Genomic DNA, 21,234 nt, shown 5'->3' with positions numbered 1-21,234 from the left:
CCTTGTGTTCGTTATCGTCCACGTCGTTTCGTGTGAAAAGACAGCATTACTATACTCACTTCGAACATCTGTTCTAAAAAGTTCATGTTACGAGAAGCAATATTCAGAATAAGGCACGGCTTTATACATACGGCCTGTAACCCGATGGGCTTACGCGTAAATGTAATTTACTGGAGCGTACTGGAGTCTCCCTGCGTAGGGGCAGGGAGATGATGAGGGATTAACGGTCGCGCTGGACGGCGATGTGCGCGAGGCCGATTAGCGCATCACGCCATGGGCTGTCGGGAATGATCTGAATAGCGGCAATGGCTTTGTCCGCTTCTTCTTCAGCGCGCTGACGCGTCCATTCCAGGGAGCCGCAGATTGCCATTGTTTCCAGTACCGGTTCCAGAAGATGGCGTCCATTTCCCTGCTCGATAGCCTCCCGGATCATTTTCGCCTGCTCTGGTGTACCATTGCGCATCGCGTGGAGCAGCGGCAGCGTTGGCTTGCCTTCGTTCAGGTCATCGCCGACGTTTTTACCGAGCGTTTCGCCATCCGCGCTGTAGTCCAGCAAATCATCAATCAACTGGAACGCGGTGCCGAGGTAACGGCCATAGTCCTGAAGGCCTTTTTCCTCCGCTTCGCTACAGCCAGCCAGAATGCCAGAGCACTGCGCGGCGGCTTCGAACAGACGTGCGGTCTTGCTGTAAATCACCCGCATATAGTTTTCTTCGGTGATGTCCGGGTCGTTGACGTTCATCAGCTGTAGGACTTCACCTTCAGCGATAACGTTCACGGCTTCTGACATCACTTCCAGCACCTTCAGCGAGCCAAGGCTGGTCATCATCTGGAAGGCTCGGGTATAGATAAAATCGCCTACCAGAACGCTTGCCGCATTACCAAACGCGGCGTTGGCGGTGGCTTTGCCACGACGCATGTCTGATTCATCCACAACATCGTCGTGAAGCAGGGTGGCGGTGTGGATAAATTCGATCAGCGCCGCGATCGTGACATGGGCATTTCCCTGATAGCCAACCGCGCGTGCGGCCAGAATGGCAATCATCGGACGAATACGTTTACCGCCGCCGCTGACGATGTAATAGCCCAACTGATTGATCAGCTGAACGTCAGAGTTGAGTTGCTCCAGGATTGCTGCATTCACACCCGCCATATCTTGCGCGGTTAACTCATTGATTTTTTCTAAATTCATCGCAAAAGCCGGGCTTTTTATCCTGTTTATCCCACACGAGATGGGTACACAAAGGGTTTCGGTTTATAAATAGTATTGCTGATTGTACTGAAAAAACGGCTCAGATAAACGTTACCGTACGTGTTGTGTTTTTTTTCTTCATGTATTGATGGTAGCACTTGTCAAAGGCTCGCATTTTGCGTAATATTCGCGCCCTATTGTGAATATTTATAGCGCACTCTGAATCATACGAGGATGTGCGCGGAAGCGGAGTTTATATGTACGCGGTTTTCCAAAGTGGTGGTAAACAACACCGAGTAAGCGAAGGTCAGACCGTTCGCCTGGAAAAGCTGGACATCGCAACTGGCGAATCTGTTGAGTTCGCTGAAGTTCTGATGATCGCAAACGGTGAAGAAGTCAAAATCGGCGTTCCTTTCGTTGATGGCGGCGTTATCAAAGCTGAAGTTGTTGCTCACGGTCGTGGCGAGAAAGTTAAAATCGTTAAGTTTCGTCGTCGTAAACACTATCGTAAGCAGCAGGGCCACCGTCAGTGGTTCACTGATGTGAAAATTACTGGCATCAGCGCCTAAGACCTGAGGAGAGATTTAAATGGCACATAAAAAGGCTGGCGGCTCCACACGTAACGGTCGCGATTCAGAAGCTAAACGCCTGGGCGTTAAGCGTTTCGGTGGCGAATCCGTTCTGGCGGGTAGCATCATCGTTCGTCAGCGTGGCACCAAGTTCCACGCGGGTACCAACGTAGGTTGCGGTCGTGACCACACTCTGTTTGCTAAAGCAGACGGTAAAGTGAAATTTGAAGTTAAAGGCCCGAACAACCGTAAATACATCAGCATCGTTGCTGAGTAAGGTTTTCTCGGTCCGGTAACGGATTAAAGCCCCGCAACGTGTTGCGGGGCTTTTTACATTGGAAACCCGGAAAATTTTCTGTAGGGAAAACGGGCATGAAGCAGCAGGCCGGCATTGGTATTCTTTTGGCGCTCACTACCGCAATGTGCTGGGGTGCGCTGCCAATTGCAATGAAGCAGGTACTGGAAGTCATGGAGCCACCGACGGTGGTGTTTTATCGCTTCCTGATGGCAAGCATAGGCCTGGGCGCCATTCTGGCCGTCAAAGGTAAGCTGCCACCGCTGCGCATCTTTCGAAAACCGCGTTGGCTGGTGTTACTGGCTATCGCGACGGGCGGTCTGTTCGGTAACTTCATTCTGTTCAGCTCTTCCCTGCAATATCTTAGCCCTACAGCGTCGCAGGTGATTGGTCAGCTTTCACCGGTCGGCATGATGGTCGCCAGCGTATTCATCCTCAAGGAGAAGATGCGCGGCACGCAGATCATCGGGGCAAGTATGCTGCTTTGCGGGCTGGTGATGTTCTTTAACACCAGCCTGATTGAGATTTTTACCCGCCTGACGGATTACACCTGGGGTGTCATTTTTGGGGTGGGCGCAGCAACGGTCTGGGTGAGTTATGGCGTCGCGCAAAAGGTGTTATTGCGCCGTCTTGCCTCACAGCAGATCCTCTTTTTGCTGTACACTTTGTGTACACTGGCATTATTGCCTTTAGCGAAGCCGGGTGTAATTACCCAGCTCAGCGACTGGCAACTGGCGTGCCTCATTTTTTGTGGGCTGAATACGCTGGTCGGTTATGGCGCGCTGGCTGAAGCCATGGCGCGCTGGCAGGCAGCACAGGTGAGCGCCTTAATCACGCTTACCCCGCTGTTTACGCTGTTATTTTCAGATTTATTATCAATGGCCTGGCCCGATGTCTTCGTCAAGCCGATGCTCAACCTGTTGGGTTATCTCGGTGCGTTTGTCGTGGTTGCGGGCGCGATGTATTCCGCCATTGGTCATCGTCTCTGGGGGCGTTGGCGCAAAAATGAAGCGGTTGTAATAGTCCCCCGCTCAGGCGAATGAGTTACGGAGAGTAAAATGAAGTTTGTTGATGAAGCGACGATCCTGGTCGTGGCAGGTGATGGCGGTAACGGTTGTGTAAGCTTCCGCCGTGAAAAATATATTCCTCGTGGCGGTCCTGACGGCGGTGACGGTGGGGACGGTGGCGACGTGTGGCTGGAGGCGGATGAAAACCTCAACACGCTGATCGACTACCGTTTCGAAAAATCTTTCCGCGCCGAGCGTGGCCAGAACGGCCAGAGCCGCGACTGTACCGGTAAACGCGGTAAAGACGTGACGATCAAAGTGCCGGTGGGTACGCGTGTCATCGATCAGGGTACGGGCGAAACCATGGGTGATATGACCAAACACGGTCAGCGCCTGATGGTGGCGAAAGGCGGCTGGCACGGTCTGGGTAACAGCCGTTTCAAATCGTCCGTTAACCGTACCCCGCGTCAGAAAACCATGGGTACCCCGGGTGATAAGCGCGACCTGCAACTGGAACTGATGCTGCTGGCGGATGTGGGGATGCTGGGCATGCCAAACGCCGGTAAATCGACGTTTATCCGTGCGGTCTCTGCGGCGAAACCAAAAGTGGCAGATTATCCGTTTACGACGCTGGTACCGAGCCTGGGCGTTGTCCGTATGGATAACGAGAAGAGCTTCGTGGTCGCTGACATCCCGGGTCTGATTGAAGGGGCTGCAGAAGGCGCCGGTCTGGGTATTCGCTTCCTGAAGCACCTTGAGCGTTGCCGCGTACTGTTGCACCTCATCGACATCGATCCAATCGACGGTTCCGATCCGGTTGAAAACGCTCGTATCATTATCGGCGAGCTGGAGAAATACAGTGAAAAACTGGCGCAAAAACCGCGCTGGCTGGTATTCAACAAGATCGACCTGATGGACAAAGCGGAAGCTGAAGCGAAAGCTAAAGCGATTGCCGAAGCGATGGGTTGGGAAGATAAGTACTATCTGATCTCTGCCGCCAGCCAGGTTGGCGTGAAAGATCTCTGCTGGGATGTGATGACCTTTATCATCGAGAATCCGGTTGTTCAGGCAGAAGAGGCGAAACAGCCTGAAAAAGTCGAATTCATGTGGGATGACTACCACCGCCAGCAGCTCGAAGAGCTGGAAGCGGAAGAAGATGATGAAGACTGGGACGATGACTGGGATGAAGACGACGAAGAAGGCGTCGAGTTCATCTACAAGCACTAACCCCTGTATAAAGCCCCTTAACGGGGCTTTTTTTTATCCTATTTTCGTCGGTAACCAACAGCTGGCGATGAGGCCGCCCTCAGCGCCGTTCTCCAGCGTTAAATGACCATGATGGAGCTGTACGATACGCTGTACGATGCTCAGCCCAAGGCCGCTGCCGCCGTAGCGCTGGTCGAGACGTCGGAAAGGTTCGGTGATCGACTGGCGGTGCGCCTCATCAATACCCGGCCCCTGATCGGTAACGCTCACCCGGGTACCCCCCTCCGTCGCTGTTAATGCCACTTCAATGGTTGTGCCTGCCGGGCTGTAACGGGCGGCATTCTCCAGAAGGTTCCTTAGCATCAGACGTAACAGGACGGCGTCCCCCTGTACCGTCAGCGTGCTGTGGGCCGGCCATAATACCGTATGCTCTTTGGCTTCATGCTCCAGGCTAAGCGGAGCAATGATCGACTCAGTCCAGTTCACGGTATCGTAATGGCCGCTGGCCATCGCCTGTCCGGCACGCGCCAGCATCAGCAGCTGTTCCACCGTGTGCATCAGCTGATCGATCCGGTTTATCAGTGGCGTGGCCTGCGGGGAACCGGACTGAGCCATCAGTTCCAGATGGAGCCTAATCCCCGCCAGCGGCGTACGTAACTCGTGTGCCGCATCGGCGGTAAACAGGCGTTCCTGTTGAATAGTGTGGTCCAGCCGGGCGAGGAGTTGGTTGAGGGACGTGGTTACTGCGCCTATCTCTTCCATATCAGAATACATCGGCAGGGGAGTCAGATTATCCGCCGAACGGTTCGCAAGGCTGGCGCGAAGTTTGTTGAGTGGTCGGGTGATCCATGTGACTGCCCAGAATGAGAAGAGCAGGGTAAAACCGACCATCACCAGTGAAGGGACCAGCAGGGAGGCAATGGCTTCGCGGATCTCTTTTTCGACATGGTTGTTGCGTGCTTTAGCGGACAACGTTTCGTTCACCAGAAAACCGATCTGCTCGCGGCTCTCATGCCACAGCCAGACTACGCTAATGAGTTGAAAAAATAGCAGAATAACCGCCAGCAACACCATTAATCGCCGGCGCATACTGTTCATTTCTGGCTCTCCAGACGGTAACCCACGCCGCGTACGGTTTTGATGCGATCTTTACCGAGCTTGCGGCGCAGATTATGAATATGAACTTCAAGCGTGTTTGATCCTGGATCGTCCTGCCAGGAGTAGATGTCCTGTTGCAGCGTTTCACGGTGCACGGTCTGCCCGCTGCGCATGATCAGGCGCGTCAGCAGAGCGAACTCTTTTGGGGTCACTTCCACAGGCTGAGACTGGCGCAGCACCTGCTGAGTTTGCAGATTGAGGGTAATATCCCCGTCCGTCAGCAGGTTGTCGCTGTGGCCCTGATAGCGGCGGATCAACGCCCGTACGCGAGCCTGTAGCTCGGCAAGGGCGAAGGGTTTTACCAGATAATCGTCAGCGCCAGAATCAAGCCCGTTAATTCTGTCTTCAATGGCATCGCGGGCGGTGAGAATCAATACGGGATTCTCCACTCCGCGACGACGCCACTGGCAGAGCAGCGTCGCGCCGTCTTTATCCGGCAGTCCCAAATCCAGGATCACCAGGCTGTATTCACCGCTCTGGATCAGGGCATCTGCTTCAGCGGCCGTGGCGGCACAATCCAGGGCGTAGCCCTCATTGCCCAGCGCCAGCGCTAACCCTTCCTGCAATAACAGATCGTCTTCAACTATCAGTAGTTTCATCGCTAGTTATTCTGGTAGATGTCCTTATAGAGCCTGCTTTCGAAACGTACCAGTGGAATACGGCGATTGCGCTGGTCAGCCGGTTCGACGGCATAGCCGGAAAGATACTGCACAAATGCCATGCGTTGTCCGCTGGCGGTCGTGATGAAACCGGCAAGGTTGTAAACGCCTTGCAGGGAACCCGTTTTGGCTGAAACTTTGCCATCCACGCCCGCAGCGTGAAGGCCCGCGCGGTACTGAAGAGAGCCGTCGTGTCCGGCAAGCGGCAGCATCGTAATAAAGTTTAGCTCAGCGTCATGCTGAGCAATGTACTGCAACACCTGCATCATGGTGGCCGGCGAGATCAGGTTATGACGCGATAAACCGGAACCATCAACGGCGATCGTATTGCCCAGATCGATACCCGCCTGCTGGCGCAGGATCTGACGTACGGCATCAGAACCGGCCCGCCAGGTGCCCGGCACACCAAAGCGCGCGTGCCCGATCATGCGAAATACCGTGTCGGCAATCATGTTATCCGACTTTTTCAGCATAATCTTAAGCAAATCATGCAGTGGCGCGGACTGTTTGCTGGCAATCACCGTGCCTGGCTCATTCACCTGCGTCTGGCGCAGCAGCGTTCCGGTGTAGGTTATGCCCGCCTGCTTCAGTTCATCTTTAAAAATGGCACCGGCATAACCTGCGCCATCCTGAATGGCAAAGGCCAGCGGGAGTGGATCGGCCCGCTGGGTCAGGCAGCCGGTGAGCGTATAGCGGTTGAGATCGCCCGGTACCACGTCCAGCTCGCAATACTGTGCCTCCGGGGAGCCTTTCGCCAGCGTCCGCACCTGGCTGAACATCGTGACCGGGTAGTAAGACGCCACGCGGATAAACGCTAAGTCATTTGGTTTTGGCGCGCTGTAAAGCGATACGGAGAAGCAGTTACGGTCAACGATGGCGGCGGCTGGCGGGGCGCTAAAACACTGCGTCATGTCGTTCCATGGCCAGCCAGGCGCTTTATCGTGGCTGGCGAAAATGGAGGTGTCGATCAGCACGTTGCCATCAATTTTTGTTACGCCGGATTTTTTCAGTACCGCCACCATGTTGCGGACATCCTGGCGCTTAAAGGTGGGATCGCCACCAAAACGGGCGATAAGATCGCCTTTCAGTTCGCCACCCTCAACGTTACCTCTGGTTTCAAGGGTGGTAGTAAAACGGAAGTCAGGCCCGAGCTGGAGCAGAGCGGCGAGGGCGGTGATCACCTTCTGGGTACTGGCAGGCAGCGCCATCTGTTGACTGTGATAGTCAATCTCGGGAGCCTGCGCGCCAACCTTCTGCACCATCAGGGCAAGGTTCGCGCCGGCGGGCAGTTGATTAATGTACTCATCAACATTCGCGGCCTGAACGGTGAACGTTATACTGGTAGTCAATCCGATGATAAAACTGGAAAATCGCATAATCTCGCGCTAACAACCCGAAAACAAACCGTCATACTACGGTGCATGGCACTGTAAAGTAAACGATGACCCATAGTGAACTTCGCTGTAAAATGCGTATCAAATTGAAAAATTGCTGCTGACCTGGGGCGTTGCTCCCGGGTCGGTTTTCTTTTTGCTTCTGGCCTGTTCAGGTGGGCTGGAGCAGGGAACACTGCTCCCAACAGGAATGTTTAAGAGGTATAACAAATGCAAGCTATTCCGATGACCTTACGTGGTGCCGAAAAACTGCGCGAAGAGCTGGATTTTCTGAAATCCGTGCGTCGCCCTGAAATCATCGCCGCTATCGCGGAAGCGCGTGAGCATGGCGACCTGAAAGAGAATGCTGAATACCACGCGGCGCGTGAGCAGCAGGGTTTCTGTGAGGGGCGCATTAAAGATATCGAGGCGAAACTGTCTAACGCGCAGGTTATTGATATCACCAAAATGCCAAATAATGGCCGTGTTATCTTCGGTTCTACCGTCAGCGTCCTGAATCTGGACAACGACGAAGAGCAGACCTATCGCATCGTGGGTGATGATGAAGCGGACTTCAAACAGAACCTGATTTCGGTGAACTCGCCAATTGCTCGTGGCCTGATTGGCAAAGAGCAGGACGATGTGGTCACCATCCGCACCCCTGGTGGTGAAGTGGAATACGAAATTATTAAGGTTGAATATCTGTAATTCGCTTCTCTACTAAGATGTTGATACATTGTAAAGAAAAGAAAAAGGCCGCATAGCGGCCTTTTATCAACTCACGGAGCATGGCATTTTGCTCGCCTGCTGAAAGAAATCCCTCGTTTCACACAGAAAATGTGTTCGATTCAGGATATCCTTAACGTGGCAGCGAGATTTTGCGCTCTTTAGATGGGCGATAGAGCACCAGCGTTTTACCGATGACCTGTACATTACAGGCGCCGGTTTCGCGCACGATGGCTTCCACGATCAGGTTTTTAGTGTCTCTGTCTTCAGAGGCGATTTTCACCTTGATCAGCTCGTGGTGTTCCAGCGCTTGTTCAATCTCGGCAAGCACCCCTTCGGTCAAACCATTGTTGCCAAGCATCACTACAGGCTTGAGCGGATGTGCCAGACCTTTAAGGTGCTGTTTTTGTTTAGTACTCAGATTCATCGTATATTTTTGCTTACGTTGGGATTGAAAACGGTTCATTCTACCGCCATCTCCCTAATATCGCCAAATAGCTGCGTAGAAATTTACGTCACAGGCAAGCAACGATGAACCAGGACGGAAATGTTAAATGACAGGTAAAAAGCGTTCTGCCAGCTCCAGCCGCTGGCTTCAGGAACACTTTAGCGATAAATATGTTCAACAGGCGCAGAAAAAGGGGTTGCGTTCCCGCGCCTGGTTTAAACTTGATGAAATACAGCAAAGTGACAAACTTTTTAAACCGGGAATGACGGTGGTCGACCTCGGTGCGGCACCTGGCGGATGGTCCCAGTATGCGGTTACGCAGATCGGCGGAACGGGCCGAATCATCGCATGCGATCTTTTACCAATGGATCCCATCGTCGGTGTCGACTTCCTTCAGGGCGACTTTCGTGATGAATTAGTGCTGAAAGCATTACTTGATCGTGTAGGTGACAGTAAGGTCCAGGTTGTCATGTCGGATATGGCGCCAAATATGTGTGGAACACCGGCGGTGGATATCCCCCGCGCCATGTATCTGGTGGAACTAGCGTTAGAAATGTGTCGTGATGTACTAGCGCCTGGTGGTAGTTTTGTTGTGAAGGTGTTTCAGGGCGAAGGTTTCGAGGAGTATCTTAAGGAAATTCGCTCCCTGTTTGCGAAGGTCAAAGTTCGTAAGCCGGACTCTTCCCGGGCCCGTTCCCGTGAAGTGTATATTGTAGCGACCGGGCGAAAATGATAACCGGTAGATTTCAGGCGAAAGTTTGAATGAAACTGGATATAGAGTATCCTGACGCTGTTTTTAACACAGTTGTAATATGAGGTTAATCCCTTGAGTGACATGGCGAAAAACCTAATACTCTGGCTGGTCATTGCCGTTGTGCTGATGTCAGTATTCCAGAGCTTTGGGCCCAGCGAGTCGAATGGCCGCAAGGTGGATTATTCTACCTTCCTGCAAGAGGTCAATCAGGACCAGGTTCGCGAAGCGCGTATCAACGGACGTGAGATCAACGTTACCAAGAAAGATAGTAACCGTTACACGACTTACATCCCGGTGAACGATCCTAAGCTGCTTGATAACCTTCTGACCAAAAACGTCAAAGTGGTAGGCGAGCCGCCGGAAGAACCAAGCCTGCTGGCTTCTATCTTCATTTCCTGGTTCCCGATGCTGCTTCTTATCGGCGTCTGGATCTTCTTTATGCGCCAGATGCAGGGCGGTGGTGGCAAAGGTGCCATGTCGTTCGGTAAGAGCAAGGCGCGTATGCTGACGGAAGACCAGATCAAGACCACGTTTGCTGACGTAGCAGGTTGTGACGAAGCAAAAGAAGAGGTGGGTGAACTGGTTGAATACCTACGCGAGCCGAGCCGTTTCCAGAAACTGGGCGGTAAGATCCCGAAAGGCGTCCTGATGGTCGGCCCTCCGGGTACCGGTAAAACCCTGCTGGCAAAAGCCATCGCGGGTGAAGCGAAGGTGCCGTTCTTTACTATTTCAGGTTCTGACTTCGTTGAAATGTTCGTGGGTGTCGGTGCATCTCGTGTGCGTGACATGTTCGAGCAGGCTAAGAAGGCAGCACCGTGCATCATCTTCATCGATGAAATCGACGCCGTAGGCCGCCAGCGTGGCGCAGGCCTGGGTGGTGGTCACGATGAACGTGAGCAGACGCTGAACCAGATGCTGGTTGAGATGGACGGCTTCGAAGGTAACGAAGGTATCATCGTTATCGCGGCAACTAACCGTCCGGACGTACTTGACCCTGCGCTGCTGCGTCCAGGCCGTTTCGACCGCCAGGTTGTGGTTGGTCTGCCGGATGTTCGCGGTCGTGAACAGATTCTGAAAGTGCATATGCGTCGCGTACCGCTGGCGCCAGATATCGACGCGGCAATCATCGCGCGTGGTACTCCAGGCTTCTCCGGTGCGGATCTGGCTAACCTGGTCAACGAAGCAGCCCTGTTTGCCGCTCGCGGTAACAAGCGCGTGGTGTCCATGGTGGAATTTGAAAAAGCGAAAGACAAAATCATGATGGGTGCGGAACGTCGCTCCATGGTGATGACGGAAGCGCAGAAAGAGTCCACGGCATATCACGAAGCGGGCCACGCGATTATCGGTCGTCTGGTGCCGGAACACGATCCGGTACACAAGGTGACGATCATTCCACGCGGTCGTGCGCTGGGTGTGACCTTCTTCCTGCCTGAAGGCGACGCGATCAGCGCCAGCCGTCAGAAGCTGGAAAGCCAGATTTCAACCCTGTACGGCGGTCGTCTGGCTGAAGAGATTATCTACGGTGCGGAACATGTTTCCACCGGTGCGTCGAACGATATTAAAGTGGCGACAAACCTGGCGCGTAACATGGTGACTCAGTGGGGCTTCTCCGACAAACTCGGTCCGCTGCTGTATGCAGAGGAAGAGGGCGAGGTGTTCCTGGGCCGCTCCGTGGCAAAAGCGAAACATATGTCCGATGAAACGGCACGTATCATCGACCAGGAAGTGAAAGCGCTGATTGAACGTAACTACGCTCGCGCCCGTCAGATCCTGAACGACAATATGGACATCCTGCATTCGATGAAAGATGCGCTCATGAAATATGAGACCATCGATGCACCACAGATTGACGACCTGATGGCGCGCCGCGAAGTGCGTCCGCCGGCAGGCTGGGAAGACCCAGGCGCGTCTAACAATTCTGACAACAATGGCACCCCGCGTGCGCCGCGTCCGGTCGATGAACCGCGTACGCCAAACCCGGGCAACACCATGTCAGAGCAGTTAGGCGACAAGTAAGTCACTGCTGTTGAAGCGTTTGTCTGTATCTCAAACCCTGGAGCTTGCTCCGGGGTTTTTCTTATCTGTTTAACCACATTAATCCCAGGGACTTCACCATGAAACTATTCGCCCAGGACTCGCATCTCGACCTTTCACATCCCCATGTGATGGGGATCCTGAATGTCACGCCTGATTCCTTCTCTGACGGCGGCACGCATAATTCGCTTATCGACGCGGTTAAACACGCGAATTTAATGATTAACGCGGGTGCCACCATCATTGACGTTGGAGGGGAGTCAACGCGGCCTGGCGCGGCGGAGGTTTCGGTGGAAGAAGAGCTGGCGCGCGTGGTGCCGGTGGTGGAGGCTATCGCACGGCGCTTTGAAGTGTGGATCTCTGTTGATACCTCCAAACCCGAAGTGATCCGTGAAGTGGCGAGAGTGGGCGCTCACATTATCAATGATATCCGCTCGCTGACCGAGCCGGGCGCGATTGAAGCCGCCGCAGAAACCGGGCTACCGGTGTGTCTGATGCATATGCAGGGCCAGCCTAAGACAATGCAGGAGGCGCCAAAATATGAAGACGTGTTTGCCGACGTCACCCGCTTCTTTATTGAGCATATCGAACGCTGTGAACGTGCGGGTATCGCAAAAGAGAAATTGCTGCTCGACCCGGGCTTCGGTTTCGGTAAAAATCTCTCACACAATTACGCGTTGCTTGCGCGCTTATCAGAGTTTCATCAGTTCGGCCTGCCACTGCTGGTGGGAATGTCGAGAAAATCGATGATTGGTCAGTTGTTGAATGTCGGGCCGAGCGAACGTCTGAGCGGCAGTCTGGCCTGCGCGGTGATTGCCGCGATGCAAGGTGCACACATCATTCGCGTCCATGACGTAAAAGAAACAGTAGAAGCCATGCGTGTGGTGGAAGCCACACTGGCAGCGAAGGAAAACAAACGCTATGAGTAATCGTAAATATTTTGGTACCGATGGCATCCGTGGGCGCGTAGGCGATGCGCCAATTACCCCTGACTTTGTCCTGAAGCTGGGCTGGGCAGCGGGGAAAGTGCTGGCGCGTCATGGCTCCCGTAAGATCATTATTGGTAAAGATACCCGTATTTCGGGTTATATGCTGGAATCCGCGCTGGAAGCCGGGCTGGCGGCGGCGGGGCTTTCAGCTTCCTTTACGGGGCCAATGCCAACTCCTGCTGTTGCCTATCTGACCCGCACCTTCCGTGCGGAAGCGGGCATCGTTATTTCCGCTTCCCATAACCCGTTCTATGACAACGGTATCAAATTCTTCTCCATCGACGGCACCAAACTGCCGGATGACGTGGAAGAGGCGATTGAAGCGGAAATGGAAAAAGAGATCACCTGTGTTGACTCCGCTGAGCTGGGTAAAGCAAACCGTATTGTCGATGCCGCAGGCCGCTACATTGAATTCTGCAAAGGCACTTTCCCGAATGAGCTGAGCCTGGCACACCTCAAAATTGTGGTGGACTGTGCCAACGGTGCGACTTACCACATTGCGCCGAATGTGTTCCGCGAGCTGGGTGCGAAAGTGATCACTATCGGCTGCGAGCCGGACGGTCTGAACATCAACGAAGAAGTTGGCGCGACAGACGTGCGTGCCTTGCAAGCGCGTGTCCTGGCTGAAAAGGCCGATCTGGGTATTGCCCTGGATGGCGATGGTGACCGTGTGATCATGGTTGATCACGAAGGTAACAAGGTCGATGGCGATCAGATCCTCTACATCATTGCGCGTGAAGGCCTGCGTCAGGGGCAACTGCGCGGTGGCGCGGTGGGCACTTTGATGAGCAATATGGGTCTGGAACTGGCGCTGAAACAGCTGGGCATCCCGTTTGTTCGTGCGAAGGTGGGTGACCGCTACGTGCTGGAAAAACTCCAGGAGAAAGGCTGGCGTATTGGCGCGGAAAACTCCGGCCACGTGATCCTGCTCGATAAAACCACCACCGGTGACGGCATTGTGGCGGCGCTTCAGGTTGTTGCCGCGATGGCGCGTAACCATATGAGCCTGCACGATCTGTGCAGCGGCATGAAAATGTTCCCGCAGATCCTGGTCAACGTGCGTTTCACCGCGGGTAAAGGTGACCCGCTGGAAAATGATAACGTGAAAGCGGTGATGGCAGAGGTGGAAGCGACGCTTGGCAGCCGTGGGCGCGTCCTGCTGCGTAAGTCGGGTACCGAGCCGCTGATCCGCGTGATGGTGGAAGGCGAAGACGAAGCGCAGGTGACTGAATTTGCGCACCGCATTGCGGATGCAGTCAAAGCTGCATAATCTTTCAGAATAAGTGTTTAAAAAGGCGGCGTTTGCCGCCTTTGTTTTAAACAATTAATGGCTTTTTGCTGTTTTTTTCCGCAGTTGATACAATGCCTCGAAAATGCCCTTGCGAAGGTGATTCGCTTTGGTTAGTATTCACACCCGCTTCAGTGGGAAACAAAATCCTGCTAATTGGTCGAAGCATTGGTATGCGGCAAATCCGCAAGGAACAGGTTGATTATGTACGAAGCTCTTTTAGTTATTTTCCTTATTGTAGCCATCGCTCTCGTAGCGCTGATTATGCTACAGCAAGGTAAAGGCGCTGATATGGGAGCCTCCTTCGGAGCAGGCGCTTCCGGTACGCTGTTCGGTTCAAGTGGTTCTGCGAACTTCATGACCCGCACGACGGCGATTCTGGCTACGCTGTTCTTCATTATCAGTCTGGTGCTGGGCAATATCAACAGCAACAAGACCAGTAAAGGAAGCGAGTGGGAAAATCTGAGCGCGCCAGCAAAAACTGAGCAAACTCAGCCAGCTGCACCGGCTAAGCCAACCAGCGATATCCCGCAGTAAGTATTCCGTACCGAGGTGGTGGAATTGGTAGACACGCTACCTTGAGGTGGTAGTGCCCTAACGGGCTTGTGGGTTCGAGTCCCATCCTCGGTACCAATATTCCAGAAGAAAGACGTCGCAAGACGTCTTTTTTTTTCGTCTCTATATTCTGTGTTTCCGATCTATTGTAGGGCGGGTAAGCGCAGCGCCACCCGCCGTTTTGCCCGGTGGCGCTGCGCTTACCGGGCCTACGAAGACCACAAAAAAGGCGCCCATTGGGCGCCTTTTGCATGTCTTGCTGTCGATTACTTCTTATCGCTGTGTTCCAGGTTCTCAACCTGCGGCAGACCATTACCGGAATTCGCGGAGAGCAGGCCATTCTCAACATAGTTGAACAGCTTCTCACGGGTATCGGTGATGTCCAGGTTACGCATGGTCAGCTGGCCAATACGATCGTCCGGAGAGAATACTGACTCACCTTTCTCCATGGTCAGACGCTCTGCTTTATAGGTCAGGTTGTCAGACACGGTGTTCAGGATGGAGTAGTCGTTACCGCGACGCAGTTCCAGGGTCACTTCGCCGGTGATGGCGCTTGCCACCCAACGTTGCAGGGCGTCACGCAGCATCAGCGCCTGTGGATCAAACCAGCGACCCTGATACAGCAGTTTGCCCAGCTGACGGCCATGAGCGTGATACTGCTCAATGGTGTCTTCGTTGTGAATACCGGTCAGCAGACGCTCATAAGCGATGTGCAGCAGCGCCATCCCTGGAGCTTCGTAAATGCCGCGGCTTTTTGCTTCGATGATACGGTTTTCGATCTGATCGCTCATACCCAGCCCGTGACGACCGCCGATGCGGTTTGCTTCCAGCATCAGTTCAACATCGTCGGAGAACGTTTTACCGTTCAGGGCAACCGGATGACCACGTTCGAAACGCACGGCCACTTCTTCCGCCGGGATCTTAACGTTCTCATCCCAGAACTTCACGCCCATGATCGGGTTAACAATTTTTACGCTGGAATTCAGGAATTCCAGGTCTTTCGCTTCATGCGTCGCACCCAGCATGTTGGAGTCGGTTGAGTAGGCTTTCTCAACCGACATCTTGTAGTCAAAGCCGCAGGCAATCATAAACTCAGACATTTCATGGCGGCCACCCAGCTCGTCGATGAAGTCGGTATCCAGCCACGGTTTGTAGATCTGCAACTCGGCGTTGGTCAGCAGGCCATAACGATAGAAACGTTCAATATCGTTGCCTTTATAGGTGCTACCGTCCCCCCAGATGTTCACGCCATCTTCTTTCATGGCGGCGACCAGCATAGTGCCGGTGACGGCACGACCCAGCGGGGTGGTATTGAAATAGGTCAGGCCGCCGGTAGTGTTATGGAAAGCACCGCACTGGATCGCGGCAATCCCTTCGGCGACCAGCTGCTTACGGCAGTCGATCAGACGTGCGTTCTCTGCGCCATATTCCATGGCACGACGAGGGATCGCGTCATAATCTTCCTCGTCCGGCTGACCCAGGTTCGCAGTATATGCATAAGGAACCGCTCCCTTCTGGCGCATCCACAGCAGTGCAGCGCTGGTATCCAGGCCGCCAGAAAAAGCGATGCCAATACGTTGTCCTACCGGGAGATGCTTGAGAATCGTCGTCATATAATAAAACCCTGCTTGATTGACTGATTAGAGACCGCTTTCGCTCTCGATGCATGTTTATGCAAAATAAGTGAGTATTCATTTAATCATCTTTTATCGACGACCGAAAGAGACGTGTGCGTTTTTTGTAAAAATTTCCCTTTTATTGCCCTGGCCGAAGTTGGGTTGACAGGTGGGGTCAACTATCAATATACTGAATGCCGATTTTACGTCCCGTCTTCGGTACCAAATCCCAGCATTATTTGCAAATTCTGTCCAAAACGCGTAGAATTTGCCACGTTTCAGGCGCGGGGTGGAGCAGCCTGGTAGCTCGTCGGGCTCATAACCCGAAGGTCGTCGGTTCAAATCCGGCCCCCGCAACCACTTTCCCATAAAGTTCTTTTTCAAATATACTGTGAAGACTTAGAGCCTTCGTAGCTGGATTTGAAAAAATGCTTTCGGAGAGTGCTCCAGGCCACAGTTGTGGCTATAGGGTTCAGTTATCTAAAGCCCCGATTTATCGGGGTTTTTTGTTATCTGACTACAGAATAACTGGGCTTTACGCCCTTTTTTTATGTCTTGGGGGTGGGCTTGTCCACATTAGAGCAAAAATTAACAGAGATGATTACTGCGCCGGTCGAAGCACTGGGCTACGAACTGGTCGGCATCGAATTCGTTCGCGGCCGTACATCCACACTGCGCATCTATATTGATAGTGAAGATGGCATCAATGTTGATGATTGTGCTGATGTCAGCCACCAGGTGAGTGCGGTTCTTGATGTTGAAGATCCGATTACCGTTGCGTACAACCTGGAAGTTTCCTCACCTGGCCTCGATCGTCCGATGTTCACGGCCGAGCACTACGTGCGCTTTACCGGTGAAGAAGTGGCTCTCGTTCTGCGTATGGCCGTACAGAACCGCCGTAAATGGCAGGGAATTATCAAAGCCGTTGATGGTGAAATGATCACGGTGACAGTCGAAGGCAAAGATGAAGTGTTCGCGCTGAGTAATATCCAGAAGGCGAACCTGGTTCCCCACTTTTAACAGTCTGGATTGAGGTGAAAAGCCCGCGATGAACAAAGAAATTTTGGCTGTTGTTGAAGCCGTCTCCAACGAGAAATCACTGCCGCGTGAGAAGATTTTCGAAGCGCTGGAAAGTGCACTGGCTACAGCAACCAAGAAAAAATACGAACAAGAGATCGATGTTCGCGTAGAAATCGATCGTAAAAGCGGTGACTTCGATACATTCCGTCGTTGGGTAATCGTTGAAGAAGTGACCCAACCGACCAAAGAGATCACCCTGGAAGCGGCACGTTTTGAAGACGAAAGTCTGAACGTGGGTGACTACGTTGAAGATCAGATTGAATCTGTTACCTTCGACCGTATCACCACCCAGACCGCGAAGCAGGTTATCGTGCAGAAAGTTCGCGAAGCCGAGCGCGCGCTGGTTGTCGATCAGTTCCGCGATCAGGAAGGCGAAATCATCACTGGCGTGGTGAAGAAAGTGAACCGCGACAACATCTCTCTGGAGATCAAATCCGAAGGACTGCCGGGTAACGCTGAAGCCGTCATCCTGCGCGAAGACATGCTGCCGCGTGAAAACTTCCGCCCAGGCGATCGTATTCGTGGTGTGCTGTATGCCGTACGTCCTGAAGCGCGTGGTGCACAGCTGTTCGTGACGCGTTCTAAACCAGAAATGCTGGTTGAACTGTTCCGTATCGAAGTGCCGGAAATCGGCGAAGAAGTTATCGAAATCAAAGCGGCGGCCCGCGATCCGGGTTCCCGTGCGAAAATTGCGGTGAAAACCAACGACAAGCGTATCGACCCGGTCGGTGCTTGCGTCGGTATGCGTGGCGCACGTGTTCAGGCGGTTTCTACCGAACTGGGCGGCGAGCGCATTGATATCGTTCTGTGGGACGACAACCCGGCGCAGTTCGTGATCAACGCAATGGCACCGGCTGATGTGGCGTCTATCGTTGTTGACGAAGACAAACACACCATGGATATCGCTGTAGAAGCGGGCAATCTGGCGCAGGCGATTGGCCGTAACGGTCAGAACGTACGTCTGGCGTCACAGCTGAGCGGCTGGGAACTCAACGTGATGACCGTTGATGACCTTCAGGCTAAGCATCAGGCTGAAGCCCACGCGGCGATCGATACCTTCACCAAATACCTGGACATTGACGAAGACTTCGCCACTGTGCTGGTTGAAGAAGGTTTCTCTACGCTGGAAGAACTGGCCTACGTGCCAATGAAAGAGCTGCTGGAAATTGACGGTCTGGATGAACCAACCGTTGAAGCCCTGCGTGAACGCGCTAAAAACGCACTGACCACCCTGGCGCTGGCTCAGGAAGAAAGCCTTGGCGATAAGAAGCCGGCTGATGACCTGCTGAATCTGGAAGGTCTTGATCGTGCGATTGCGTTCAAGCTGGCTGCCCGTGGTGTTTGTACGCTGGAAGATCTCGCTGAGCAAGGCGTTGATGACCTGGCCGATATCGAAGGTTTAACCGACGAGAAAGCCGGCGAACTCATCATGGCCGCACGTAATATTTGCTGGTTCGGCGACGAAGCGTAATAAACTGTAGCAGGAAGGAACAGCATGACTGATGTAACTGTAAAATCGCTGGCTGCTGAGATTCAGACCTCCGTGGACCGCCTGGTACAGCAATTTGCTGATGCAGGGATCCCGAAGTCCGCTGATGACTCGGTGACCGCGCAAGAAAAACAAACCTTGTTAGCGCACCTGAACCGTGAACACGGCTCTACGCCTGACAAGTTAACGCTACAGCGTAAAACGCGTAGCACGTTGAACATCCCTGGTACCGGTGGCAAAAGCAAGTCGGTACAAATTGAAGTCCGCAAGACGCGCACCTTTGTAAAACGTGATCCGCAAGAGGCAGAACGCCTTGCCGCGGAAGAGCAGGCACAGCGTGAAGCGGAAGAACAAGCTCAGCGTGAGGCAGAAGCCACTGCCAAACGTGAAGCAGAATTAAAAGCTGAACGTGAGGCCGCAGAAAAAGCGAAACGCGACGCCGGTGAAAAAGCGAAGCGTGACGCTGCGGAAAAAGACAAAGTGAGCAATCAACAGACCGACGAAATGACCAAAACTGCCCAGGCTGAAAAAGCCCGCCGTGAAAATGAAGCTGCCGAGCTGAAGCGTAAAGCGGAAGAAGAAGCCCGCCGCAAGCTTGAAGAAGAAGCTCGCCGCGTCGCCGAAGAAGCGCGTCGCATGGCAGAAGAAAACGAGAAGAATGGTGTGAATACTGCTGAACCAACTGAAGATACCAGCGATTATCACGTCACCACGTCTCAGCATGCGCGTCAGGCAGAAGACGACAACGACCGCGAAGTAGAAGGTGGTCGTGGTCGTACTCGCAGTGCAAAAGCTGCGCGTCCTGCGAAAAAAGGTAACAAACACGCTGAATCAAAAGCTGACCGTGAAGAAGCGCGTGCAGCGGTTCGCGGCGGTAAAGGCGGCAAGCGTAAAGGTTCCGCTCTCCAGCAGGGCTTCCAGAAGCCTGCTCAGGCCGTTAACCGTGACGTTGTGATCGGCGAAACTATCACCGTTGGCGAACTGGCTAACAAAATGGCGGTGAAAGGCTCTCAGGTCATCAAAGCGATGATGAAACTGGGCGCAATGGCCACCATTAACCAGGTCATCGACCAGGAAACCGCACAGCTGGTTGCCGAAGAGATGGGCCACAAAGTTATCCTGCGTCGTGAAAACGAGCTGGAAGAAGCAGTAATGAGCGACCGTGATACGGGCGCAGCGGCTGAACCGCGCGCACCGGTTGTGACCATCATGGGTCACGTTGACCACGGTAAAACCTCTCTGCTTGACTACATTCGTTCTACTAAGGTTGCCTCCGGCGAAGCGGGTGGTATTACCCAGCACATCGGTGCTTACCACGTAGAAACCGAAAACGGCATGATCACCTTCCTGGATACCCCAGGCCACGCAGCGTTTACCTCAATGCGTGCTCGTGGTGCTCAGGCAACGGATATCGTTGTTCTGGTTGTTGCTGCCGACGATGGCGTGATGCCGCAGACCATTGAAGCTATCCAGCACGCGAAAGCGGCGCAGGTGCCTCTGGTTGTTGCAGTCAACAAAATCGATAAGCCAGAAGCCGATATGGATCGCGTGAAGAACGAACTGTCCCAGTACGGCGTTATGCCGGAAGAGTGGGGCGGTGAAGCACAGTTCATCCCTGTATCTGCAAAAGCGGGTACCGGTATCGACGACCTGCTGAACGCCATCCTGCTTCAGGCTGAAGTTCTGGAGCTGAAAGCGGTTCGTAAAGGTATGGCGAGCGGCGCGGTAATCGAATCCTTCCTGGATAAAGGTCGTGGTCCGGTTGCAACCGTTCTGGTTCGCGAAGGTACTCTGCACAAGGGCGACATCGTTCTGTGTGGTTTCGAATACGGTCGCGTTCGCGCGATGCGTAACGAACTGGGTCAGGAAGTGCTGGAAGCGGGTCCGTCCATTCCAGTGGAAATCCTGGGGCTGTCCGGTGTTCCGGCTGCCGGTGACGAAGTAACCGTCGTACGTGACGAGAAGAAAGCGCGTGAAGTCGCTCTGTATCGTCAGGGTAAATTCCGTGAAGTGAAGCTGGCTCGTCAGCAGAAATCTAAACTCGAGAATATGTTCGCCAACATGACCGAAGGCGAAGTTCACGAAGTGAACGTTGTTCTGAAAGCGGACGTTCAGGGTTCTGTGGAAGCGATCTCCGACTCCTTGCTGAAACTGTCTACCGACGAAGTGAAAGTGAAGATCATCGGTTCTGGCGTAGGTGGTATCACCGAAACCGACGCAACTCTGGCAGCAGCGTCCAACGCGATCCTGGTTGGCTTCAACGTTCGTGCTGACGCATCTGCGCGTAAAGTGATTGATGCTGAAAGCCTGGATCTGCGTTACTACTCCGTCATCTATAACCTGATTGACGAAGTGAAAGCAGCGATGAGCGGCATGCTGTCTCCTGAGCTGAAACAGCAGATCATCGGTCTGGCTGAAGTACGTGACGTGTTCAAATCACCGAAATTCGGTGCGATCGCGGGCTGTATGGTTACCGAAGGGACCATCAAGCGTCACAACCCAATCCGCGTACTGCGTGACAACGTGGTTATCTACGAAGGCGAGCTGGAATCCCTGCGCCGCTTTAAAGATGACGTTAACGAAGTCCGTAACGGCATGGAATGTGGTATCGGCGTGAAGAACTACAACGACGTTCGCGTTGGCGATATGATCGAAGTGTTCGAGATCATCGAAATTCAGCGTACCATCGCGTAATCTTCTTCAACAGAAGATTAATGAGCGTAGGCCGGGTAAGCGAAGCGCCACCCGGCAGTAATTTTAAAAAGGGGCTTAAGCCCCTTTTTTGTCTGGAGAATT

General features: G+C 53.4%; 19 protein-coding genes and 2 tRNA genes. 15 read left to right on the top strand and 6 right to left on the bottom strand.

Annotated elements, in window-relative coordinates; all coding sequences use genetic code 11:
• Positions 1 to 220: 220 nt before the first annotated feature.
• A complete protein-coding gene (gene ispB, locus BFV63_RS19480) occupies positions 221 to 1,192 on the bottom strand; it encodes an octaprenyl diphosphate synthase (protein WP_023314908.1) in 972 nt (323 codons plus the stop codon).
• A 257-nt stretch (positions 1,193 to 1,449) separates the two neighbouring features.
• On the opposite strand from ispB, the gene rplU reads away from it, so the two are divergent.
• The 4 genes from rplU to cgtA all read left to right on the top strand — a co-directional run bounded on the left by rplU (position 1,450) and on the right by cgtA (position 4,290).
• A complete protein-coding gene (gene rplU / locus BFV63_RS19475) occupies positions 1,450 to 1,761 on the top strand; it encodes a 50S ribosomal protein L21 (RefSeq protein WP_003025032.1) in 312 nt (103 codons plus the stop codon).
• A 19-nt stretch (positions 1,762 to 1,780) separates the two neighbouring features.
• Complete coding sequence (rpmA, locus tag BFV63_RS19470; RefSeq protein WP_003861831.1) at positions 1,781 to 2,038, top strand: 50S ribosomal protein L27; 258 nt, start codon at positions 1,781 to 1,783, stop codon at positions 2,036 to 2,038.
• Between the two features lie 95 nt (positions 2,039 to 2,133).
• The gene (locus tag BFV63_RS19465; protein WP_003861826.1) at positions 2,134 to 3,099 is read left to right on the top strand and encodes a DMT family transporter; all 966 of its coding nucleotides are present in this window, start codon (positions 2,134 to 2,136) and stop codon (positions 3,097 to 3,099) included.
• 15 nt (positions 3,100 to 3,114) lie between these two features.
• Positions 3,115 to 4,290 (top strand): Obg family GTPase CgtA, encoded by a 1,176-nt coding sequence (gene cgtA, locus BFV63_RS19460; protein ID WP_003861823.1) that lies wholly within the window; start codon positions 3,115 to 3,117, stop codon positions 4,288 to 4,290.
• A 33-nt stretch (positions 4,291 to 4,323) separates the two neighbouring features.
• Here cgtA and pmrB read toward each other — a convergent pair whose 3' ends face one another.
• Genes pmrB through dacB form a run of 3 tightly spaced genes read right to left on the bottom strand, consistent with a single transcriptional unit; the run spans position 4,324 to position 7,462 of the window.
• On the bottom strand, positions 4,324 to 5,367 hold the full coding sequence (pmrB, locus tag BFV63_RS19455; RefSeq protein ID WP_003861821.1) for a two-component system sensor histidine kinase PmrB: 1,044 nt from the start codon (positions 5,365 to 5,367) through the stop codon (positions 4,324 to 4,326).
• On the bottom strand, positions 5,364 to 6,026 hold the full coding sequence (gene pmrA, locus BFV63_RS19450) for a two-component system response regulator PmrA (protein ID WP_003861819.1): 663 nt from the start codon (positions 6,024 to 6,026) through the stop codon (positions 5,364 to 5,366). The genes pmrB and pmrA overlap by 4 nt, the downstream gene beginning before the upstream one ends.
• 2 nt (positions 6,027 to 6,028) lie before the next feature.
• Positions 6,029 to 7,462 carry a serine-type D-Ala-D-Ala carboxypeptidase gene (gene dacB, locus BFV63_RS19445; RefSeq protein WP_003861817.1) on the bottom strand — a complete coding sequence of 478 codons (1,434 nt, stop codon included), beginning with the start codon at positions 7,460 to 7,462 and terminating at the stop codon, positions 6,029 to 6,031.
• 228 nt (positions 7,463 to 7,690) lie between these two features.
• Here dacB and greA point away from each other — a divergent pair, with 228 nt between their 5' ends.
• Entirely contained in the window at positions 7,691 to 8,167 is a 477-nt protein-coding gene (gene greA, locus BFV63_RS19440) for a transcription elongation factor GreA (protein ID WP_006812122.1), read from the top strand.
• A gap of 151 nt (positions 8,168 to 8,318) precedes the next feature.
• On the opposite strand, the gene yhbY is transcribed toward greA, so the two are convergent.
• Positions 8,319 to 8,612 (bottom strand): ribosome assembly RNA-binding protein YhbY, encoded by a 294-nt coding sequence (gene yhbY, locus BFV63_RS19435; protein ID WP_003861814.1) that lies wholly within the window; start codon positions 8,610 to 8,612, stop codon positions 8,319 to 8,321.
• Positions 8,613 to 8,739: 127 nt separating this feature from the next.
• Between yhbY and rlmE the strand changes: the two genes are divergently transcribed.
• From rlmE to BFV63_RS19405, 6 genes are all read left to right on the top strand, one after another.
• Entirely contained in the window at positions 8,740 to 9,366 is a 627-nt protein-coding gene (gene rlmE, locus BFV63_RS19430) for a 23S rRNA (uridine(2552)-2'-O)-methyltransferase RlmE (protein ID WP_003861812.1), read from the top strand.
• Positions 9,367 to 9,468: 102 nt separating this feature from the next.
• Complete coding sequence (gene ftsH / locus BFV63_RS19425; RefSeq protein ID WP_003861810.1) at positions 9,469 to 11,403, top strand: ATP-dependent zinc metalloprotease FtsH; 1,935 nt, start codon at positions 9,469 to 9,471, stop codon at positions 11,401 to 11,403.
• Positions 11,404 to 11,501: 98 nt separating this feature from the next.
• Entirely contained in the window at positions 11,502 to 12,350 is an 849-nt protein-coding gene (folP, locus tag BFV63_RS19420; RefSeq protein WP_003861807.1) for a dihydropteroate synthase, read from the top strand.
• Positions 12,343 to 13,680: a phosphoglucosamine mutase gene (gene glmM, locus BFV63_RS19415; RefSeq protein ID WP_003861804.1), complete on the top strand. Its 1,338-nt coding sequence runs from the start codon at positions 12,343 to 12,345 to the stop codon at positions 13,678 to 13,680. Before folP ends, glmM begins: the two co-directional genes overlap by 8 nt.
• Positions 13,681 to 13,902: 222 nt before the next feature.
• Positions 13,903 to 14,235, top strand: coding sequence for a preprotein translocase subunit SecG (secG, locus tag BFV63_RS19410; protein ID WP_003861803.1), 333 nt, complete (start codon positions 13,903 to 13,905; stop codon positions 14,233 to 14,235).
• A 9-nt stretch (positions 14,236 to 14,244) separates the two neighbouring features.
• Positions 14,245 to 14,331: transfer RNA gene (locus BFV63_RS19405), tRNA-Leu, on the top strand.
• Between the two features lie 188 nt (positions 14,332 to 14,519).
• Here the strand turns inward: BFV63_RS19405 and argG are convergent.
• Positions 14,520 to 15,866 (bottom strand): argininosuccinate synthase, encoded by a 1,347-nt coding sequence (gene argG, locus BFV63_RS19400; RefSeq protein ID WP_003861801.1) that lies wholly within the window; start codon positions 15,864 to 15,866, stop codon positions 14,520 to 14,522.
• A gap of 286 nt (positions 15,867 to 16,152) precedes the next feature.
• Here argG and BFV63_RS19395 point away from each other — a divergent pair.
• The 4 genes from BFV63_RS19395 to infB all read left to right on the top strand — a co-directional run bounded on the left by BFV63_RS19395 (position 16,153) and on the right by infB (position 21,132).
• A tRNA-Met gene (locus BFV63_RS19395) sits at positions 16,153 to 16,229 on the top strand.
• A gap of 207 nt (positions 16,230 to 16,436) precedes the next feature.
• Positions 16,437 to 16,889, top strand: a complete 453-nt coding sequence (gene rimP / locus BFV63_RS19390; protein WP_014833432.1) for a ribosome maturation factor RimP — start codon at positions 16,437 to 16,439, stop codon at positions 16,887 to 16,889.
• Between the two features lie 28 nt (positions 16,890 to 16,917).
• Positions 16,918 to 18,420, top strand: coding sequence for a transcription termination factor NusA (gene nusA, locus BFV63_RS19385; protein ID WP_003861798.1), 1,503 nt, complete (start codon positions 16,918 to 16,920; stop codon positions 18,418 to 18,420).
• Between the two features lie 24 nt (positions 18,421 to 18,444).
• Complete coding sequence (infB, locus tag BFV63_RS19380) at positions 18,445 to 21,132, top strand: translation initiation factor IF-2 (protein ID WP_003861796.1); 2,688 nt, start codon at positions 18,445 to 18,447, stop codon at positions 21,130 to 21,132.
• Positions 21,133 to 21,234 lie beyond the last annotated feature (102 nt).

The organism is Enterobacter hormaechei subsp. xiangfangensis, from assembly GCF_001729785.1.
GTDB lineage: Bacteria > Pseudomonadota > Gammaproteobacteria > Enterobacterales > Enterobacteriaceae > Enterobacter > Enterobacter hormaechei_C.
The sequence above is the reverse complement of the archived record's forward strand: the minus strand, read 5'-3'. Positions and strand labels throughout refer to the sequence as shown.

Coding starts and splice junctions, on each gene's coding strand:
- dacB (WP_003861817.1), bottom strand. CDS start 7,462: ATGCGATTTTCCAGTTTTATCATCGGATTGACTACCAGTATAACGTTC.
- ftsH (WP_003861810.1), top strand. CDS start 9,469: ATGGCGAAAAACCTAATACTCTGGCTGGTCATTGCCGTTGTGCTGATG.
- folP (WP_003861807.1), top strand. CDS start 11,502: ATGAAACTATTCGCCCAGGACTCGCATCTCGACCTTTCACATCCCCAT.
- rlmE (WP_003861812.1), top strand. CDS start 8,740: ATGACAGGTAAAAAGCGTTCTGCCAGCTCCAGCCGCTGGCTTCAGGAA.
- infB (WP_003861796.1), top strand. CDS start 18,445: ATGACTGATGTAACTGTAAAATCGCTGGCTGCTGAGATTCAGACCTCC.
- pmrA (WP_003861819.1), bottom strand. CDS start 6,026: ATGAAACTACTGATAGTTGAAGACGATCTGTTATTGCAGGAAGGGTTA.
- argG (WP_003861801.1), bottom strand. CDS start 15,866: ATGACGACGATTCTCAAGCATCTCCCGGTAGGACAACGTATTGGCATC.
- nusA (WP_003861798.1), top strand. CDS start 16,918: ATGAACAAAGAAATTTTGGCTGTTGTTGAAGCCGTCTCCAACGAGAAA.
- greA (WP_006812122.1), top strand. CDS start 7,691: ATGCAAGCTATTCCGATGACCTTACGTGGTGCCGAAAAACTGCGCGAA.
- rpmA (WP_003861831.1), top strand. CDS start 1,781: ATGGCACATAAAAAGGCTGGCGGCTCCACACGTAACGGTCGCGATTCA.
- ispB (WP_023314908.1), bottom strand. CDS start 1,192: ATGAATTTAGAAAAAATCAATGAGTTAACCGCGCAAGATATGGCGGGT.
- secG (WP_003861803.1), top strand. CDS start 13,903: ATGTACGAAGCTCTTTTAGTTATTTTCCTTATTGTAGCCATCGCTCTC.
- yhbY (WP_003861814.1), bottom strand. CDS start 8,612: ATGAATCTGAGTACTAAACAAAAACAGCACCTTAAAGGTCTGGCACAT.
- pmrB (WP_003861821.1), bottom strand. CDS start 5,367: ATGAACAGTATGCGCCGGCGATTAATGGTGTTGCTGGCGGTTATTCTG.
- rplU (WP_003025032.1), top strand. CDS start 1,450: ATGTACGCGGTTTTCCAAAGTGGTGGTAAACAACACCGAGTAAGCGAA.
- BFV63_RS19465 (WP_003861826.1), top strand. CDS start 2,134: ATGAAGCAGCAGGCCGGCATTGGTATTCTTTTGGCGCTCACTACCGCA.
- cgtA (WP_003861823.1), top strand. CDS start 3,115: ATGAAGTTTGTTGATGAAGCGACGATCCTGGTCGTGGCAGGTGATGGC.
- glmM (WP_003861804.1), top strand. CDS start 12,343: ATGAGTAATCGTAAATATTTTGGTACCGATGGCATCCGTGGGCGCGTA.